This is a genomic window from Fructobacillus broussonetiae, from assembly GCF_018437275.1.
In the GTDB taxonomy this organism is placed as follows: domain Bacteria; phylum Bacillota; class Bacilli; order Lactobacillales; family Lactobacillaceae; genus Fructobacillus; species Fructobacillus broussonetiae.
Genome location: NZ_JAAMFK010000006.1, coordinates 69,083 through 87,255, shown reverse-complemented (window position 1 = coordinate 87,255; position 18,173 = coordinate 69,083). Strand labels below are relative to the sequence as shown.

The 18,173-nt window shown below is 44.3% G+C and carries 24 protein-coding genes; 20 read left to right on the top strand and 4 right to left on the bottom strand.

Going from position 1 to position 18,173, the window contains the following annotated elements; translation table 11 throughout:
• The first annotated feature begins 48 nt into the window (after positions 1 to 48).
• From G6R29_RS05325 to G6R29_RS05305, 5 genes are read left to right on the top strand one after another with little or no spacing between them, the layout of a single operon-like run.
• Entirely contained in the window at positions 49 to 873 is an 825-nt protein-coding gene (locus G6R29_RS05325; RefSeq protein WP_213809326.1) for an energy-coupling factor transporter ATPase, read from the top strand.
• Complete coding sequence (locus tag G6R29_RS05320; RefSeq protein ID WP_213809325.1) at positions 849 to 1,841, top strand: energy-coupling factor transporter ATPase; 993 nt, start codon at positions 849 to 851, stop codon at positions 1,839 to 1,841. The genes G6R29_RS05325 and G6R29_RS05320 overlap by 25 nt, the downstream gene beginning before the upstream one ends.
• Positions 1,834 to 2,631 carry an energy-coupling factor transporter transmembrane component T family protein gene (locus G6R29_RS05315; protein ID WP_213809324.1) on the top strand — a complete coding sequence of 266 codons (798 nt, stop codon included), beginning with the start codon at positions 1,834 to 1,836 and terminating at the stop codon, positions 2,629 to 2,631. Before G6R29_RS05320 ends, G6R29_RS05315 begins: the two co-directional genes overlap by 8 nt.
• A gap of 39 nt (positions 2,632 to 2,670) precedes the next feature.
• Positions 2,671 to 3,456, top strand: a complete 786-nt coding sequence (truA, locus tag G6R29_RS05310; RefSeq protein ID WP_213809323.1) for a tRNA pseudouridine(38-40) synthase TruA — start codon at positions 2,671 to 2,673, stop codon at positions 3,454 to 3,456.
• Positions 3,457 to 3,485: 29 nt separating this feature from the next.
• Positions 3,486 to 3,902: a pyridoxamine 5'-phosphate oxidase family protein gene (locus G6R29_RS05305; RefSeq protein ID WP_213809322.1), complete on the top strand. Its 417-nt coding sequence runs from the start codon at positions 3,486 to 3,488 to the stop codon at positions 3,900 to 3,902.
• 81 nt (positions 3,903 to 3,983) lie between these two features.
• Here G6R29_RS05305 and G6R29_RS05300 read toward each other — a convergent pair whose 3' ends face one another.
• Both G6R29_RS05300 and G6R29_RS05295 read right to left on the bottom strand, forming a co-directional pair.
• Positions 3,984 to 4,121 carry a hypothetical protein gene (locus G6R29_RS05300; protein ID WP_213809321.1) on the bottom strand — a complete coding sequence of 46 codons (138 nt, stop codon included), beginning with the start codon at positions 4,119 to 4,121 and terminating at the stop codon, positions 3,984 to 3,986.
• A 21-nt stretch (positions 4,122 to 4,142) separates the two neighbouring features.
• Positions 4,143 to 4,688 carry a hypothetical protein gene (locus G6R29_RS05295; RefSeq protein WP_213809320.1) on the bottom strand — a complete coding sequence of 182 codons (546 nt, stop codon included), beginning with the start codon at positions 4,686 to 4,688 and terminating at the stop codon, positions 4,143 to 4,145.
• 185 nt (positions 4,689 to 4,873) lie between these two features.
• Between G6R29_RS05295 and G6R29_RS05290 the strand changes: the two genes are divergently transcribed.
• The 8 genes from G6R29_RS05290 (at position 4,874) to G6R29_RS05255 (ending at position 10,404) form a co-directional block, all read left to right on the top strand.
• Entirely contained in the window at positions 4,874 to 5,290 is a 417-nt protein-coding gene (locus G6R29_RS05290) for a hypothetical protein (RefSeq protein WP_213809319.1), read from the top strand.
• Positions 5,291 to 5,389: 99 nt separating this feature from the next.
• On the top strand, positions 5,390 to 7,552 hold the full coding sequence (locus G6R29_RS05285; protein ID WP_213809318.1) for a peptide cleavage/export ABC transporter: 2,163 nt from the start codon (positions 5,390 to 5,392) through the stop codon (positions 7,550 to 7,552).
• 11 nt (positions 7,553 to 7,563) lie between these two features.
• Positions 7,564 to 8,082, top strand: coding sequence for a hypothetical protein (locus G6R29_RS05280; protein ID WP_213809317.1), 519 nt, complete (start codon positions 7,564 to 7,566; stop codon positions 8,080 to 8,082).
• 675 nt (positions 8,083 to 8,757) lie between these two features.
• On the top strand, positions 8,758 to 9,117 hold the full coding sequence (locus G6R29_RS05275; RefSeq protein ID WP_213809316.1) for a CPBP family intramembrane glutamic endopeptidase: 360 nt from the start codon (positions 8,758 to 8,760) through the stop codon (positions 9,115 to 9,117).
• A gap of 371 nt (positions 9,118 to 9,488) precedes the next feature.
• Positions 9,489 to 9,665, top strand: a complete 177-nt coding sequence (locus tag G6R29_RS05270) for a hypothetical protein (protein WP_213809315.1) — start codon at positions 9,489 to 9,491, stop codon at positions 9,663 to 9,665.
• Positions 9,666 to 9,707: 42 nt separating this feature from the next.
• Positions 9,708 to 9,863, top strand: coding sequence for a hypothetical protein (locus G6R29_RS05265; RefSeq protein ID WP_213809314.1), 156 nt, complete (start codon positions 9,708 to 9,710; stop codon positions 9,861 to 9,863).
• A 27-nt stretch (positions 9,864 to 9,890) separates the two neighbouring features.
• Positions 9,891 to 10,055, top strand: a complete 165-nt coding sequence (locus G6R29_RS05260; RefSeq protein WP_213809313.1) for a hypothetical protein — start codon at positions 9,891 to 9,893, stop codon at positions 10,053 to 10,055.
• Between the two features lie 208 nt (positions 10,056 to 10,263).
• Positions 10,264 to 10,404 carry a ComC/BlpC family leader-containing pheromone/bacteriocin gene (locus G6R29_RS05255; protein WP_213809312.1) on the top strand — a complete coding sequence of 47 codons (141 nt, stop codon included), beginning with the start codon at positions 10,264 to 10,266 and terminating at the stop codon, positions 10,402 to 10,404.
• A gap of 977 nt (positions 10,405 to 11,381) precedes the next feature.
• Here G6R29_RS05255 and G6R29_RS06610 read toward each other — a convergent pair.
• Positions 11,382 to 11,912, bottom strand: coding sequence for a collagen binding domain-containing protein (locus G6R29_RS06610; protein WP_213809311.1), 531 nt, complete (start codon positions 11,910 to 11,912; stop codon positions 11,382 to 11,384).
• Complete coding sequence (locus G6R29_RS06605) at positions 11,894 to 12,664, bottom strand: Ig-like domain-containing protein (RefSeq protein ID WP_213809310.1); 771 nt, start codon at positions 12,662 to 12,664, stop codon at positions 11,894 to 11,896. The genes G6R29_RS06610 and G6R29_RS06605 overlap by 19 nt, the downstream gene beginning before the upstream one ends.
• Positions 12,665 to 13,218: 554 nt before the next feature.
• Here G6R29_RS06605 and rplM point away from each other — a divergent pair.
• The 7 genes from rplM (at position 13,219) to G6R29_RS05210 (ending at position 18,039) form a co-directional block, all read left to right on the top strand.
• On the top strand, positions 13,219 to 13,662 hold the full coding sequence (gene rplM / locus G6R29_RS05240; protein ID WP_213809309.1) for a 50S ribosomal protein L13: 444 nt from the start codon (positions 13,219 to 13,221) through the stop codon (positions 13,660 to 13,662).
• A 17-nt stretch (positions 13,663 to 13,679) separates the two neighbouring features.
• The gene (gene rpsI / locus G6R29_RS05235; protein WP_213809308.1) at positions 13,680 to 14,075 is read left to right on the top strand and encodes a 30S ribosomal protein S9; all 396 of its coding nucleotides are present in this window, start codon (positions 13,680 to 13,682) and stop codon (positions 14,073 to 14,075) included.
• Positions 14,076 to 14,418: 343 nt separating this feature from the next.
• The gene (locus G6R29_RS05230; protein WP_213809307.1) at positions 14,419 to 14,997 is read left to right on the top strand and encodes a hypothetical protein; all 579 of its coding nucleotides are present in this window, start codon (positions 14,419 to 14,421) and stop codon (positions 14,995 to 14,997) included.
• Positions 14,998 to 15,345: 348 nt separating this feature from the next.
• A complete protein-coding gene (locus G6R29_RS05225; protein ID WP_213809306.1) occupies positions 15,346 to 15,747 on the top strand; it encodes a hypothetical protein in 402 nt (133 codons plus the stop codon).
• A 274-nt stretch (positions 15,748 to 16,021) separates the two neighbouring features.
• A complete protein-coding gene (locus tag G6R29_RS05220) occupies positions 16,022 to 16,261 on the top strand; it encodes a hypothetical protein (protein ID WP_213809305.1) in 240 nt (79 codons plus the stop codon).
• 3 nt (positions 16,262 to 16,264) lie between these two features.
• The gene (locus G6R29_RS05215) at positions 16,265 to 16,438 is read left to right on the top strand and encodes a hypothetical protein (RefSeq protein WP_213809304.1); all 174 of its coding nucleotides are present in this window, start codon (positions 16,265 to 16,267) and stop codon (positions 16,436 to 16,438) included.
• 185 nt (positions 16,439 to 16,623) lie between these two features.
• Complete coding sequence (locus G6R29_RS05210; RefSeq protein WP_213809303.1) at positions 16,624 to 18,039, top strand: hypothetical protein; 1,416 nt, start codon at positions 16,624 to 16,626, stop codon at positions 18,037 to 18,039.
• Positions 18,040 to 18,173 lie beyond the last annotated feature (134 nt).

Genomic DNA, 18,173 nt, shown 5'->3' with positions numbered 1-18,173 from the left:
CTGGCAAAGTCAGGCCCGGTCCAGGCCGATATGGTAAAATAGACGATAATGACAAACGCAATCACAATCAAAAATTTAACTTATTCCTACCCAGAATCTGGGGATCTATTTAAAGACTTTTCAATGAAGGTTGAAGAAGGTGAATGGCTTGCCATCGTTGGCCACAATGGTTCCGGTAAGTCCACACTCGCCAAACTCATTCTCGGTCTGTTGGACTTCAAGGAGGGTGACATCCATGTCTTCGGTACGAAGTTAACGGAAAAAACGTTAACGGAAGTTCGTAGCCAAATTGGGATGGTCTTCCAGAATCCGGATAACCAGTTCGTTGGTGCAACGGTGGCTGATGATGTAGCCTTTGGGCTCGAGAATCGTCAGATGCCAAGTATCGAAATGCCTGCTCGCATTGAACAAGCACTAAAGCAGGTCGGGATGGAAGACTTCGCTGACCGTGAACCGCATACTCTTTCGGGTGGGCAAAAGCAGCGGGTGGCCTTGGCCTCCGTCTTAGCCTTGCAGCCCAAAGTCATCATTTTGGACGAGGCGACTGCCATGCTCGACCCCGAAGGGAAGCAGGCGGTCATGTCGACCTTAAGAGAGCTAAAAGAAAAGCATGGTTCGGGTCTGACTTTGATAATGGTGACCCATGACATGGAAGAGGCCCAAGAAGCCGACCGTGTTGCCGTCATCGACGACGGGGAACTCCTCTACGACGAGGAGCCCAACGCACTCTTCCAACGTGGAGCCGAACTGAAGAAGCTCGGCTTGGCACAACCCTTTGCCGTCGAAATGAGCCAGGCACTCGGGGTTCCCGCGGAAGAAACGAAAAATAACATAGTGGAGTTAGTAAATTGGCTATCGCAATCGAAGGTTTAGATTTCCATTACGGCGCTGGTAAACAAACGGTGCCGGTTTTGGATGATATCAACACAAGCCTAAACGACAATCAAATAACAGCCATTATTGGACAAACTGGTTCCGGTAAGTCTACTTTCGTGCAGCAGTTGAACGCGCTCTTACTGCCTTCAAACGGTGAGGTGAACGTAAACGGCATGATCATCACGAACAAGACGAAGGAAAAGGAGCTTGGCCCTGTGCGGGCGCACGTCGGCATGGTTTTCCAGTTTCCGGAAGCGCAACTTTTTGCACCAACGGTGTTGGAAGATGTGATGTACGGGCCTTTGAACTTTGGGAAGACGAAGGAAGAAGCGGAAGCAGCTGCGAAAAAGGCTTTGCAACAAGTTGGCCTTTCTGAGGACTATCTTGAACAATCACCCTTTAATTTGTCCGGTGGACAAATGCGCCGCGTGGCTTTGGCCGGGGTCCTCGCCATGGATCCTGAAACGATGGTTTTTGATGAGCCAGCTGCTGGATTGGACCCACAGGGGCAAAAGGAGCTCTTGGACTTAATCCGCGCTTTGAAAGAGGCCGGTAAGACCATCGTGATGATCTCTCACCAGATGGAGCAGGTATTGGCTTTGGCGGACCGTGTGATCGTCATGAAGGACGGAAAGATTGCCGCTGATGAAACAACGGAAGAGTTATTCTCCCGTCCCCGTTGGTGGTTTGCTGACCAACATCTGGACCTTCCTGAAAGCATTGTGTTCCAACGGGCTTTGATGGTGAAGGGAATTCGTCACTTTGACCACTGGGCCAAGAATGTGGCGGAGCTTGCTGACATGATCAAGCATCAGGAGGCTGTGGGTCACCGTTTGGAAGAAACGATGGAAATCGCCTTCGAGAAAACGGACAAAGAAGAAGTTGCGGCTGGCCGGATGAAGGAAGCGCACGCTTACCACCGTCAGGAACCCCTCTTTGATAATGGAGGTGGCGCTCATGAATAACCTTGTTATTGGACAGTTTGTGCCAGGTGATGGTTTTTTGTATAAAATTGACCCAAGAACGAAAATTATGGTCACGATTGGCTACGTTTTCTTCTTGGTGTTCGCACAGAACTTTGCCACCTATCTTTGGTCAGCGGCCTTCCTGGCTTTGGCCTTGATTTTAACGAAGCAAGGGCTTGGACTCTACTGGCGTGGATTGAAGCCAATCCTTTGGCTGATTCTATTTACTGTTATTTTGCAACTGGCCTTTTCAGGTGGGACGCCCATCTTGTTCTCATTCGGACCAATAAAGGTAACGCAACCGGGATTGATTAACGCCATTTACGTGGTGGTTCGTTTCGTGCTCATTGTCTTGATGTCCACGATTTTAACCATTACGACACCGCCAACATCGATCGCCTCAGCCATTGAGTCACTGTTGAAGCCGTTGAAAGCAGTGAAGGTACCGGTCGCTGAACTGGCTCTCATGCTCTCAATTGCGCTCCGCTTTGTTCCGCTCTTGATGGGTGAAACGGATAAGATTATGAAGGCGCAAAAGTCACGTGGGATGTCCATGTCGACCGGATCATTGATGAAGCGCGCGAAGGCCGTTGTACCGCTACTTGTCCCACTCTTCGTTGGGGCGCTGCAACGGGCCTTTGACTTGGCTAACGCGATGGAAGTCCGTGGTTTTGAAAGTGCCGAAGGGCGAACACGATACCGCGAATTAGCATACAGCCGAGATGATTTATGGGTGCTCGTTGCTAGTTTTGTCTTCTTAATCGTGTTCATTATTTTGCTATTTGTATAGAAATTAAATCAATTTATTTTTTAGGAAAGGGGGAAGCGCATGCCACGTTACCGCGCAGTTGTTGCCTATGATGGTTCGGACTTCTTAGGTTTTCAGATTCAAAGTAAAAACGGCGTTGAGCGTCACCGCACTGTGCAGGGTGAACTGATTAAAGCTGTTAACCAGATGGGTAAGAATCCAGCGGAACGAATCAAAGTCGTCGGCGCATCACGCACCGACACCGGCGTTCATGCTAACGGCCAGGTGATTCACTTCGACTTGCCATTTGATATTCCAGGTGAAGGCGTTCGAAAGGGACTGAACACCATCTTGCCCCGCGATATCTTGATTAAGGAAGTCCGGCAGGTCGAAGATGACTTTCACGCCCGCTTCTCCTCACATAATAAGCGCTATTATTACCGGGTGTCGACGCAAGATTACATCGACCCCTTCAAACGACGCTACACGGGTCACTTCCACTGGAAGCTTGATCCAAAGCGGATTGAAAAGGCCTTGCCAGATTTAATTGGTGAGCAGGATTTTGCAACTTTTGCAGCCTCTGGTAACCAGACGGCGACAACCATTCGGACAATCACGAAAGCAGAAGTTGACGTGAAGGAAGATGAACACGAGTTGGTGTTCACCTTTGAGGGAAACGCCTTCTTGTATAACCAGATTCGAATCATGGTCGGTGTCCTACTTGAAATTGGAACGGGTCGTCGTGAAACAGACTGCATTCCTAAGTTGATTGCCGCAAAGAATCGCGAACAGGCGCGCTACACGGCACCGGCTGCTGGCCTCTACCTCGATCACATTTCTTACGATGGTAGTCAGGATTTGAAATAGTAATTTAGAGAATAAAGAAGGAGATCGACATGACTTTATTTGAAGAATACGCAGAAGCCGCAAACGGCCTCATCTACGTTGCCACTGAAAAGGATGGACAACCAAGTCTTCGTATCATGGGGTTCGGGATGGACCCAAAGCAACCCAACCACTGGTACTTGGTTTCCCAGCCAGACGCCAATAAAATGGTGGACTTGAAGCAAAACGAAAAGGTCGCCATCATGACTTACCTGTCATTTGAAAACGGTGGAAAACGCATCGAATCGAACCAGGCAACGATGGAACCATCAAAGAAGACATGGGCGGACGTGAAGGACTGCTTTACAAACCCAGTCTTCCACAAGAATCATCCACATCCAGAAAAAGAAGTCTTACTCGAACTCACGATTCACTCCGCGCGCTTGTCTGCTTTCTCCGGGGATGAGACCGTTACATTCAACGACTAATCATTTAATAAAAAAACCGCCTAGAAAGCGGTGCTTTTTTGTGTGGAAGAAAAGTAAAAAGGGGGTGACGCAAAGGGTACCCTATTGCTGTTTGACGATGACTTCGATTGTAATCTTGTGCTCATCACTGTTTGTTTTACCGAGATAGCGGTGGTTTTCATAGGTGTTATCCATAACACGGTTTAGCGTTTCTTCTAATTCTTTATTAAATTTATCCATAAGGCCTCCAATAAGTAATGGTTAGGGTGTGTAATCCCATTTTTCTAATAGCATTTTCATGTTGTTGAACGAATGATGATGTTTATATTGCCAGGAATAGACATCAGTATTTTGTTTTACAAACTGAATTAAGCTTTCTTTTACAACGGGAAACACCAGATTTTCTTTAACAAGATCATAATTTATATAAATACTAATCTGCTCAAATTCCGAAAAAATAGTATCGGCTCCAGACGCTATTTTCGTTAGGATTCGTAAATTTTCGTTATTTTCTTGAGACAGTTCATAAGAATTAGTATTTTTAGTGAATTCATTGTTCACGATACTGAGTTTTGCTTGATCAAACCGAGAAACCCATTCCGTTTCATATTTTTTGATTTCGGGTAAAATTTCCCCGGAAAATCGCTTTAAAATTTTTACCGAATCCTTCACCCTCTCTTTCTCAATTTCCTCCTTTCGAATACTACGATTTTGGTAATACGAGAGCACGGCGATAAAGACGACGATAACGCCCGCAATCGTTGCTAAGTAAGCTGAAGCCTGAAGATATAAAATGAGACCGTCCATCTCATCCCTCCTTTCCAATGCACCCACAGTTTAATCTCGGATTCTTACATTGTCGCTTCTTTTTCATGCATTTGGCCTAAGTCGACCAGTTCATGACCTGAATGAAAAAGACTGTTCAGCTATTTTAATCAGCGTGCTATATTTCAGGCGAACAAACCAAAATTTTGTAAGAAGAAGGAGAAACAATGATCAAAACAATATGGTTTAAAGTGAAGTGGATTTTCTTGTTGGTGGCCCTCCTCATGATCTTATTAGCAGACTGGATGGCGAGCGTTGACTTTATTCTGTTCGATAACAAAATCACTTGTGCGTGTCAGTTGGCGATGCTCAGTTTGTTTGCCTACACTATGGACCTCGTGATCAAGCAGTTTATTGATTGTGTAAGAGGGGGATGGAAGAAGTGGAAGAATTACCTGGAATCGTTTATTGCCTTGCTATTGGCACTGAATGTGCTAACGATTTTTTGCACCCAGGGTGGAACATGGACTGAACTTCACCAACTTGATTTGGTTACGTACAATGTCATCATCTTCCTTTATTTAGGATTAGCAGTTTTTGATTGCTACTACCGCTATAAGCAGAAGAAAAATAAGAAAAATTAACCCACGCAACTAAGCAACAGTCCTGCCAACTGTATAACAACTGACGGGCTCGCTTGACCTTTTGGTTGGGTGGGCTTTTTTGCTTGGAAAGGAGAAAGAATGAAAATTCGTTATATTGCACAGGTGGATGAAAGGGATTGCGGTGCGGCGGCGCTGGCGATGGTGTTGTCGGCGTATGGAAAGGAGCTGTCGATCGCCAAAGTCCGCCACTTAATTAAGACAAATTTAGATGGTTCGTCTGCGTTGGGTATCAAAGTCGCGGCCGAATCATTCGGCCTCTCCACCACCGCACTCAAGGCTGACGCTTCGCTATTCGACGACCGCCAACCGCTACCCCTCCCGGCTATCGCGCATGTTGTAAAGCCAGCAGGCAAACACCTGCTTGAGCACTACTACGTGATCGAGAAGGTGACAGCCAAAGGCATTCATATCTTGGACCCCGACAACCAGGTGAAACGCAAGGTGTTTACCAAAGCTGAATTCCAAGAACAGTGGTCCGGTGTCATTCTCTTCTTCGAACCAAAGACAACGTTCGAAAAAAGCGCACAGGGAAAAACACCTGGACTTCGTGCCTTTTTCCCCATCATATGGAGGCAAAAGAGCATCCTAAAAAACATTGTGTGCGCCACAATGCTGACGACAATCATTGCGATTGCAGGTTCCGGATTTTTACAACAGCTTGTGGATCACTTGATTCCGGCAGGTGAGGTGCACACGTTAACTATGGCGTCTCTGGTAATCCTCGGCGCATACGCTTTCCAACAGATTATGGCTTATACGCAACAGTACCTGCTGGTCGTGTTTGGCCAACGTCTCTCCATCGACGTGCTTATCCCGTACGCTAAGCACCTTTTTAAGCTGCCGATGGACTTCTATTACACACGACGAGTCGGGGAAATCACTTCCCGTTTCAACGATGCAAACACCATCATCGAGGCAGTGGCGCGCACTGTGCTGTCACTCGTTATCGATGTTGGCACCGTCTTGATGATGGGTGTCGTTCTCTTCCTCTACAGTCCACTTCTTTGCCTGCTGGCCGTGCTGGCCATTCCACTTTATGCGGTGGTGATGGCCGCTTTTGTGTCACCTTTGCACAAGAATAATCTGAAGGTCTTGCAGGCTGGAGCGGAGGTGGAGTCTGCCATCATCGAGAGCGTGTCGGGGATGGAAACAATCAAGGCGCTTGGAGCTGAGGCCACCGCCTATGAAAAAATTGATCAGAATTACGTGGCATTTTTGCGTGCTTCGTTTAAAAAGAATCAGCTATCTATCGTAGAAGATAGCATCAAAATGTTCATTAAATTGGCCTTTCAGGTGCTGGTTTTATGGCAGGGCGGAAAGCTTGTCATTAAGGGACAGCTCACCGTCGGAGAGCTCGTGGCCTTTAACGCCTTGCTGGCCTACTTCACCGAACCCTTGCAGACACTTTTGAATCTGCAGGACAAACTTCAGACGGCCGTTGTCGCAGCCAAACGCTTGAATGAGGTGTTCGAGGTGGAGTCAGAGTTTAAAGAAGTGAAAACAATGGCGCCTGCAACCACCAATCCGTTGATCGAGTTCAAAGACGTCTGCTTTGAATATCAGCATGGCCATCCGATTTTAGCTGGTGTAAATTTTAAGGTGGATAGGGGGGATAAAGTCGCCCTCGTGGGTGGCTCAGGATCAGGGAAGTCCACGTTAGCAAAGCTCCTCGTTTCTTTTTTAGAAATCGAGCAGGGCGAGGGCGTGGCCAAGTACAAAGGGCTAGCTCTTAACCGAGTCGACAAAAAAGTGCTTCGATCTGAGATAACCTACGTACCGCAAGAGGCGCAGGTATTTACGGGTACCATTTTAGACAATTTACTCATGGGATGCCTTGAAAGGCCAACGCCTGAAAGAATCCGGGAAGCCTGTGAATTGGCCTGCATCGATGAGGATATTCAGAAAATGAGCCAGGGATACGCAAGTGAAATCTCGTCTTCGGGTTCACTCTCAGGAGGACAGCGGCAGCGACTTGCACTGGCGCGAGCGCTGCTTCAGGAGAGCTCGGTTTTGATTCTTGATGAATCGACCTCCAACCTCGACCGGCAAACGGAGAAGAAAGTAATCGACAACCTCCTGAAATTAAAGGATAAAACCATTATTTTCGTCGCGCACCGATTAGCCATTGCCGAGCGTGTTGACCGAGTCATCATGATTGAAAGTGGAAAAGTCGTGGGGGATGACAGCCATGAAGCGCTACTCAAAAACAATCACTACTACCAGCGATTAGTCGAAGGATAGGAGGAAGGAAAATGACGGAAAAGAAAAAGGATGTTTTAGTAGAAAAAAGAATGTCTTCCGTTGCTTCGAATGACACCACTCTCTTTTATGAAAAGCGATATCAAAACTTTTGGACTAGAATCATCTGGCCAGTGCTCTTTCTTCTGATTGGCGTCATGCTTTTGATACTGTTACCAGAAAAGTCCGAGCTGATTGAAGCAAGGGGTTTCTTAAATGGGGATGACATCATTGCTGAAATTCCGGCCAATCGAGTTCAGCAAGTGGCGATGGGGCAAGCGACGAGATTCTATCCTGAGGAGCGTTTTTTGCCGATGAAATCGGATGAAGGAACAGCCACAGGAGTAATTGAAGGTGAGGTGGCGACACTGCCAAGATACCCAATTCAGGGCGAAAAGGGGATGCTTTATCAGGTGCAGGTAAAATTGAAGCGACGACCCAATCTTCTACAGGGAACGGAAGGAAAGGTCACCATCATTACGGGAAGAAAATCGGGAGTCAAACACTACAAAGAAAAATTCTTTCACAACTAGAAAAAAGCAGCCCACTTCGGCTGCTTTTTCTTATCTACTAACCCTTACTTAAAACAGCCAAAAAGATTTTCAAGAAATTTTTGGGGCTTATAGTAGCAATGAGTCGCTTACTGTTTATTAACTTAAGAAAATCTGCTTCTGAAAAAATCCGTTTTTTGTTTAATAAATCCGATAATCAGATTAAAGAAATGCGACAAAATGAGGGGAGAAGAATAAAAAGAACGATTTTGATATTCCGAAATGGAATAAGGATATAGAGCACTCACAGATGATCTGTATGACTACAAAGGATAGTTTACAGCCGGCTCAGGACCTGCTATAAGTAGTTTAGACGATGCGTCACACCAATGATTTTGACTGTTTATTCTTTCCTAGGAGCCACCCACGCCCATTCAAATATCTCGAACAAAAGCCTCAATTTTATTACTTTGTTCCACCATCTCAGCCACACTTGCTCTTTTGGGTTTGGACGGATGGCTAGACCTCGCTTTCTTTATTCAAATTTTAGTGCTACTAGCCGTTTTCGATGAACGCTGGTGGGACCTGCTTGGTCGTTTCAATAAACGAAGTTTCCGAAAACTTCTCCTTGCCCTGGTCCTGTGTTACATCACAATGCGACTATTGGATTTCATCCTGCACTTCTTACCATCTTCATTTGCCCCTCATGAGAATTCGATGGCGAGTGCAGCTTTTGAATTAGTCAAACAACACGGTCCCCTCGCAATCATCCCGATAAATGCACCGGCTGTTTTCATGGAAGAGTTCTTCATGGCCTCGTTGACCATCGCTCTTTTCCATTTCTTCCCAAATCCAAAGGCCGAAATGGGCGTCCTGTATTTCACCTCAGCCCTCTTTGCGCTAACGCACGGTCCGGTCGTGGGCTGGATGCCAATCAATTTCTTGTACCTATTTATTTTAAGAATGTTTATTAATTGGGCGTGGCGAATATCCAAAACACTCTGGGGCGCCGTCCTCTTCCACTTCGTTTGGAACAGCCTATTGTTCCTATTAGCCTACTATCAAATCAGAATATAAACAGAAAAAGCAGCCTACTTCGGCTGCTTTTTCTTATCTACTAACACTTACTTAAAACAGCAAAAAAGATTTTCAAGAAATTTTTGGCACTTATGTATATGGGAAAGGGCGATGCGTATCGTAACTCGATTGAAAGCACCTGTACGATTCTATTTTATATGTCTTGCAAAGTCAGACCCGGACATGTCAAAAAACGTGTCCGCTTCTGACTTTTACATGAAAAAGGGGCGAAAAAACTTATTCCAAAAAGGAATGTTTTTCAAACAAATCAGGCCTTTTGTATCGTTAGAAAGCCCTATTTACAAGGGTTTTGGAGCCTGCTATAAATAAATCAGAACTAATGGCGACGTGGTAAATGACAGGAGGACGTTATGCAAAGAAATCACACGTTCGAGCGATACAAAGCGTTAAACGAGACGGAGCTGATGGCTGTTAACGGCGGTCGGTTATATTTGTTGAATTCCTACTTCGACATTGGGCGATACTACGGGAACGCCTTTCGAGATTTGACCTTCGGGTTCATCTACGGCTTCATCTTCGGTATGTAGCAAGCGTGTCGTTTTCATCATCAGACCAGAGGAGGTCTTTCAATGATTAAGAATTCCAAAGCAAACATTGTTGTGCTAGAAGATTGCGACCTGGCAGTTGTAACTGGCGGTCACAACGTCTTCGGCTATCTCATTGGTAGAGCGCTGGGCAAGCAATTGAATCTCTTTAAAAAGGGCGTCTACTCGCTTTTGCGCTAAGCTGACCAAGAAAGAATAGGTGAAAACATGAAAAACAAAATGCAGGATTTTCAAACCGTTTCAGATGATGAGCTTCGATCAGTCCGGGGTGGACTGATCTGTTGCACCATCATGAAGAAGGGGCTTCACTTTGCCGCCGATTTTGTCGGTAGCTTTGCCCATGGAATGATGGACACGGTTTTTGGTAAGTAGTTAGCGTAAGGGGAGGTAGTTGAAGATGAACGACTTAGTTAGTTATCAAGAGATGGATTCTTCTGCTTTGATGGGGGTCACTGGCGGTAGTATTCTCTATGATTTTGGTCATGGTTGTGGCAAGACTTTGAAGTACATGTTCACACACAAGATACATTCCACTCGCCACTACCATTAAGGACAGGAAAGCATAAGGAAGGAAGCACAAATGAAAGAAAGTGTTTTAAATCAATTTTCAGGATTAACGAATGACGAATTAGCCAATCTGAAGGGTGGACTTGGTTTTTGCCACATCCTATCGATTGCTGAATTCGGTAAGGGATTTATTGATGGGCTCACTGGGCATTAGTCTAAATGGATGAGTGCCACGGATCACAGATTATTAGTTCTCGTAAAACGATGCGAAAGGCATCGCTTTTTGCGTGCTATTCAAAAAAGACGTGCAAGCAAATCAAGTAAAAAAGATGATGAAATTATACATATTTAAAATATTTGTATAACAATGTAATTTGTTCTAAAAATATCAAAATAATTGTTGCCAGTTATTACGGACCATGGTATAAATAAAGCAGAGAAAAGAGCCGTCACAGACTGGAGCGTAGGGCTGTCGGGCAGGTGGCGCGTGATGATCGAATTGTTTTAGCGGGGTCAATTATTGGCGACTCCCCTTTAACCCGCTGATGGTTTGCACTGGCCGTTTAGAATTGAGGCCGAAACCGAAGGCCTCTTCTAAAAACACGATTCTCACCTCAACAAGAACCCGCAACACATGTAATCGAGAGCTGAGCGCTTCGGAAAAAGGGTGAAAGAATGATTGAGACGGCAGGAACTTTCATTTTTTCGATTTCGATGGTTTGTTCATTCCTACCCGCTGGTTGTCTGCTGAGGAGCAGCCAACAGACGATTCTTGACTCTGGAATGACGGTAATCACCGACGGTGGTTGCCGTTTCTTTTCGTACCAAAGGGCTTTAAAAGCCCATCCTTTTCTCCTAAAAAAAGAGCAGCCGAAATCGCTTGGACTTCGACCGCTCTTTTTGTTTTGAGTTTGAAAACAAAAAGAGTAAATGCCACTGACTGGGTGACGGGCCCGATGTGACACCTACAATGAAAGGAGGTAACCTCCATATCGGAGGCGAAACCTTCTGAGAAAGGAGGGGTATTTCTACCCAAGCAAAGCATAGCAGGATTTTCCAAAAAAGTCCGGCGTTATTCCAAATGGGTATAAAAGAAAAAGCAGCAAGCCACCCAAAAAAAAGTGGACTGCTGCTTAATTTGTAGTTGATGATTGAAGAAAGCCTTCATATCATTCAAATGAAATTGAAAGCTTAGTTATTTTTCTTCGTAAAGTATAAACCAGAAACCGTAGCGACCAATGCTAAGCTAGCGAGCATGATGGAAGTTTTGCCAGCCGTAGAAGTCTTTCCAGTAAGGGGAAGAACGGGAAGAATTTTATCTGCGGGGTGCGCAGGTTGTGTTGCTGGCTTTTTGTTAGCGTCATCGTTATTGTTGGCACCGTTTTGATCACCATCGTTGCCCTTGTTAGGGATGACCGGTGTTGGGTTTGGTGTTGGTGCTGGCGTAGGGGTGTCTCCACCGTTACCACCATTACCGTGGTAACCAGCGTTACCGCCACCCTTGTATTCAGGGGATTGAACGTCACGCACAATTGTTTTGATGTTGTCACCCGTTAATGTCGCGTGGTTTGTGTAACGGTTACCGGCACCGTTATCAGTGATTTGTGTTGAGTAGTAAACGAGGTAGCTGTCGTCAATGTCACCGAAGTTGATGTGGAACTTTGTGTCGGAATCTTTAACAATCGCATTGCTATTGACCCAACCTAAGGTGTTGAAGTCCAACCGTTGTCACTGTTGTAGTGGACTTTGATAACCTTCGAGATATCGAGCAACTTTTGGTTATCCCCGATTTCATCATTCAATACCGCGTCAGAAATGTGTGTTGCTTTGCGGTTAACACGGATGGCCCATTGAATCACGTTGGGATCGTTTGGATCAATCCAGCCCCACTTAGAGAACATTTCATCGGGATCATCATTGGTAGCGGGCTTCACAATAACGTTGGTTGAGTTAGGCGAAACAGAGGCGCCGTTTGGAAGATCCCAGTTGATTGGCGTTTTCACACTGGTTGTAATTTTAGCAAGGTTCCAGTGGAGAAGAATGTTAAAACTACCTTTGATTTCGTTGTTTGAATTCTTTGAAACGGCTAAGTCCGTCCAGGAAACGTTGATTTTGTGGTTGTTGGGGTCAGTAACGGCTTTATCGATAACGTTACCTTGATCATCTTCAATGTCAAAGGAAAAAGACGTTTGAAGGTTGAACTGTTCAGGAACCTTTACTGAGAAATCGCGACCATTTTTATCAATGTCGCCTTTTGAAATGTCAAAGTCGTACTTCACCTGCATGCTGTCGAGGGGACCGAATTTACCATCGGCGTTAGGGTTGGTGAGGTCGGTGAGTGAAACACCGGTGATGTATTGGTTGTCCTCGCTAGCGGACGCTTGTAGACTGTGGCTGAATCCAAAGATGAAAAGGGTCAAGCAGCTTAAAATGAGCCCGGCGAGGATTCGATTATCTGAATGAATGTGTGTCATAAAATCCTCCATCGTGTTTTTATATCCTATACACTATTTTAGGCTTTTGTTTCGAAAATGTCTAACAATAGTAATGCTTCTGTAACACAATCTGCAAAATAATGGCGATATCTTTTTCTTCCTATAAAAACGGCGCCCCTAAAGGACGCCTCACCCCCCCGTGAGGCCAACAGCGTAAACGGCCCCGCTAACCGCACAAATAACAACATCCACCAAAACGGCCCCGCTAACCGCACAAACGGCCCCGCCCACCAAAACGATCCCTGATTTTCCATAAAGGGACCGCCCATTTCCTAAAAATTCCTCAAGAATGACAAGCACCTGAACCGGGTCTGACTTTTCATGGTAGAATAAGTTTCTAATGCGTCGTCGAAACTTTGTAAAATCAGCCGAATAACTGATAAATAGCGAAGTTTTCGTTGACACAAGTCCGGGAATTTTATATACTATTAGTCGGTATTGTTTACCTCACGATAAGCCCCGGAAACTTATTGTAACCGTCGGATAAGGAACGATTCGACACTGTAAACAACTAATTAAAGGAGCGCGCCATTATGCGTACAACATTTTTAGCAAAGCCAGGCGAAATTGAAAAGAAGTGGTACATCATCGATGCAAAGGACGTTGCATTGGGACGTTTGTCTACTGTAGTCGCTTCAATTTTGCGTGGAAAGAACAAGCCAACTTTCACACCTAACGTTGACATGGGTGACAACGTCATCGTCATCAACGCTTCAGAAGTGAAGTTGACTGGTAAGAAGGCATCAGACAAGATTTACTACCACCACTCAAACCACCCAGGTGGATTGAAGGAACGTACTGCCGGTGATTACCGTCAGAAGGATTCCGATAAGTTGTTGGAATTGTCAATCAAGGGTATGTTGCCAAAGACGACTTTGGGTCGCAAGCAAGGTTTGAACCTCCACGTTTACGCTGGAGCAGATCACAACCACGCAGCGCAAAAGCCTGAAGTGCTTGACATCAACAAGTTAGTTTAAGAAAGGAGACCAATAACATGGCTGAAGCAGTACAATACATTGGAACTGGTCGTCGTAAGAACTCTGTTGCCCGTGTACGTTTGGTACCAGGTACTGGTGCTATTACTATGAACGGTAAGGCAATCGAAGACTACATTCCTTTCCCTAACTTGCGTGAAGTTGTTTTGCAACCATTCAACGCTACTGATACTTTGGGTAACTACGACGTTAACGTTAACGTTAACGGTGGTGGTTTCTCTGGTCAAGCCGGTGCAACTCGTCACGGTATCGCCCGTGCGTTGTTGACTGTTGACCCAGACTTCCGTTCAGCATTGAAGCAAGCTGGTCTTTTGACTCGTGACGCTCGTATGAAGGAACGTAAGAAGCCAGGTCTTAAGAAGGCCCGTAAGGCATCACAATTCTCAAAGCGTTAATCTTTCGATTATCCTTTTGGAAAAACAAAAAGCAGCCATTCGGCTGCTTTTTTTGTGCGCTCTTGCAGCGCTCCACCCCGCTCGATCACATCCATCATCCACCCAAGCAGCCATCACAGGCTGCTTTTGTTTACAAATGGAGTTAATACAAAGTAACGTTTAGATAACTTGATTTTATATGAAATATAATATAAGTATTTCATTCATAATACATTTGTCTTATCTTTGCAAAGCCGGTAATACGCGGTGTATTTTTCTAAAGTTAATTGTTATTTTCTATATTATTGTGATAAGGTGGAAACAGTAATGAATTAATTTTCACAATATTAGAGAAGAGTTTAGAGTGTCAAGTTATATTATAAAAGAGAAAATGAATTCTCTGAGTTTAAAACGCAATCCATTCTTTTTACATAAGGAAGGGATTTTATTCGATGTGGTACATGATGGAAAGATGAATATTCAGTCAGGTGATTTTATTATTTTTTTAGATAATGAAATCGACAAATCAGAGAAGTGGTTTTGTAAATTAGTTTTTCAAGTTGCTGAGTTACTACCTTGGACATATATTAATCCGGTAGATTCGAATAAAAGTGAATATTATGTACCGTACGCCTTAGATTCCTTTAAACCTTCTCATAAAAGTTATTTAACTACGCTATTGTCAACATCTAATGCGAAAACTTTTCGTCCTTATGCCTCTCAAAGTGGTAAGAATATGGAATTGTTGGAAGTTAGTGGGATTTTGAGTTTATTTCCGAAGATAAAAGCATGGATGAATGAAAAAAATCAAAACCAACCAGCTCTGGAAATCGAAGATCGACAGATGATGTCACAAATTGTTAAGATGATTAGCATCAAAGCAAAGAATTATGGTCGGGTGGCGCTTCATTCTGAAATTCGGGAATTGAATCAAAACTCTTAAAGAAAAAATTTAAAAAGTTAGTAGAGTAAAATCAATGAAGGTTTTTGCTTTCCTATTGATTATTATTTTAATTTTGCAAAAGCATTCATGAAAGGAGGCGCATTATAATCAATGTATCTATCCCATTTAATTCAAATGAAAAAGAAATGTACTATGTTCATTCTGGATATAGTTTAAAAGGATTAACATGGTTTGTATGTGTCGAGCATAACAATCAATTATATAGAGAAGATTATCCCACTGAGGAAGAAGCGGATGAAAGAGCTGCAAAGATAATCAAAAAAATAAAAAGCGGGACATTCAAAATTTGAAGTTGATTTTTGGATAATAGCACGTGAAGAGGATTTAATGAATAAAGAACAACAACTGCTATGTCATTTAATATATGAAGGAAAAATTAGCATCAAAGATATTGATTTGCCACTGCGATTAGAAAACGTGGATTACTATTTAATGGCTGAAAGGGCAATTTTTGATAAAAAACTTGGAGTTGAATCCGCTCTTAAGTTTCTTAAAATCATTGCTGATGATTATCAAATGAAGTTCGAAGAGGAACCTTTTCTTAATGATCCACTGGATAATCTGATTTGTTGGACTTGTGAAGATGTTGAAAAACTCTATGAAAAGAAAAGTGAAGCTGTCTCAGACATTGTTCATGAGCTAGAGGGCATTCCTAGTGGGACGTATGAATTATTGCCAATTGAATATAAAGAATTTTATCAATGCTTAAAAAGCAACAAAAAAGTATAAAAAATTTTCTCAACCCAATTCCCACCAGACCAATTACCTTCAAAATCACTCGGTTCGTTGACCAGTCGTCTTCAAAAGCAAAAGTCCGTTAAATTTTCTAAGCACTTTTTAAAGCTTGGAATTCGACCCAAATAAACCAATTGAGGCAGAAGACTGCATCGAGTCCGGGACTGACTTTTACAGGCTTAAAAAGCCTAGCATTGGGCCTTTTATCATGCTAGACTAAAATGGTTGTAAACTAGGAAGACCGTAAAAGGATACAAGGAGAGGCGAAATGTTTAAGAACATCAGTAACAAAACTTGGACGGCAATCATCGCTGTCATCGTTGTGGTTATCGTTGCCGTAACGTTCATTTCAATTCAACACACGAACAACAAGAAGGCAGACGACTGCTGCAACATGGACCACAAGTCCATGTCAATGAAGAGTGGTTCATCAATGAAGGACTGCTGCGACATGGATCACGATAAGATGGACCATTCAAAGATGGACATGGGCTCATCAAAGAAGTAAGCCATGATTAAAATTACGAAGAAGGAAGCCTGGGTGATGGCCATTGCAGCCATTACGATGTTGGTTGTCGTCATCACGGCGACGAGCTGTGAGTGTGCGCACCGTCGGACAAAAGACTGTTGCGACATGGATAGGTCAAAGACGATGAAGATGGACAGTTCATCACATCAATCATAGAAAATAAAGCTGGGCGTGAGGCCTGGCTTTTTTTGTGCATGCGGTTTGATGAAGGCTTTTTTAGCCGACAGACAAAGTGTCGAAAAAATAGAATGTAATGTAAAAAGTGCCCGAAAATCCGCTATGTTACAGCAAAGCGACATGTGAGGTGGTACACTAGAATCAGTATTTTTTTGGAGGGAATTATGGAAGCTGAACAGGCCGAATTAAAGAGCTTAATTGAAAATGAAATGCAGCACGTGGTTGCGTATGAAGATGCGGAAGACGCACTTGCTGCCTTGAAGGAAAAGAAGGCGAACTTGGAAAACCAAGCACGCGCTTTGAAGGGTGATAATCAAGAGTACTTGGACCGCATCGATCAGTTGAAGAACAAGATTGATAACGAAGACTTCCAGGAATTGCGGATGAAGATGTTGGGAAAGAGCGCCCAATCATTATCAGACCGTGATCACCGTCGTGCGGCATCAAAGATTCTTTGGAAGATGGCCTGGATGAACGTGGCCTTCATCGGGGTTGCTATCGTGCTTGGAATCATACACGTGATTGCGAAGACAATTTCTAACCCAAACCAAATGGGTGTGGAACCAACGAATACATCGGGAATGATGATGACCCTCTTCCCAGTGTACGTGGCATGGTTCTTGATTTACTGGTTTGGAAAGCACCACGCTAAGTTGACAGCAGCAAACAAGTACTTGGATGAGAAGAAGTTGTTGTTCCAACACCGAATTATCATGCTGTTGTTCTCAATTGTTGCGTTGCCAATCATGGCGCAATTGTCTGGTGGAATGGATGGAAGCCAGCTTCCAGCAGTGTTGACTTGGGTGGCTTTGTTCGCCAACTGGTTCGGCTTCTACCACTTCGTAAAGAAGGCACAAGAAAGCCTTGAAAAGACTGCAAAGGCAAACGAATCAGAAAACGATCGTCAAAACGAGGCGGCCTACCAAAAGAAGGTGGAAGAAGCCAAGGTCGTTTTGAACGAATTGAAGCAAAAGATTGAATCAGAGCAACTCGATTTGTCTGGTGATATCCAATCAATCGATAGCGATGTGAAGACGATTGAAGGTACCGATATTCCAGCAATGGAAAACAAGGTGCTGGAAGTGAAGAACTCATTGCCACGCGCCATCGACATTGCAGACCAGTACCGCTATGACCTGGTTTACTACCAATTCATGTTGGAAGCGGTTGCGACGGGACAGGCCAAGGAAGCGGGTTACGCGAACCAATTGGCAACGGACCGTATCATGAGTACGCAACAGCATGAGGCCATGATGGCAAAGATGGGTGACGTTCAAAAGGATATCCGTGAAGGATTCAAGAACGTCAACGATCGTTTGGATGGCTTGACGGGAGCGGTGATTAACGCGGCTCGCCAGCAGCACGAAGACCTTGTTCAGTTGGATACGTCAGTGCAATCTGGATTTGCAACGGTTGAAGCAAAGATGGACGACAACGCGCGTCGTATCGAATCAGGAATTAACCGTATGACGGCAGCCCAAGCAGCAACGGCTGCAGCTGTTGTGGAATCAAACAACAAGTTGAATGACATCGATACAAGCATCAAAGATGTTGCTTGGAACACTCGTAACTTCGCTTAAAAAACAAAAGAAGCTCCCTGAAAAAGGGAGCTTCTTTTTTTACACCACCATGCCAACCACCAAAAAACCCTCGCCAACAGCACCCAGGATCAGAGACCAAACAGCGCTTCCTAATGCCACGGTACCATCAACTT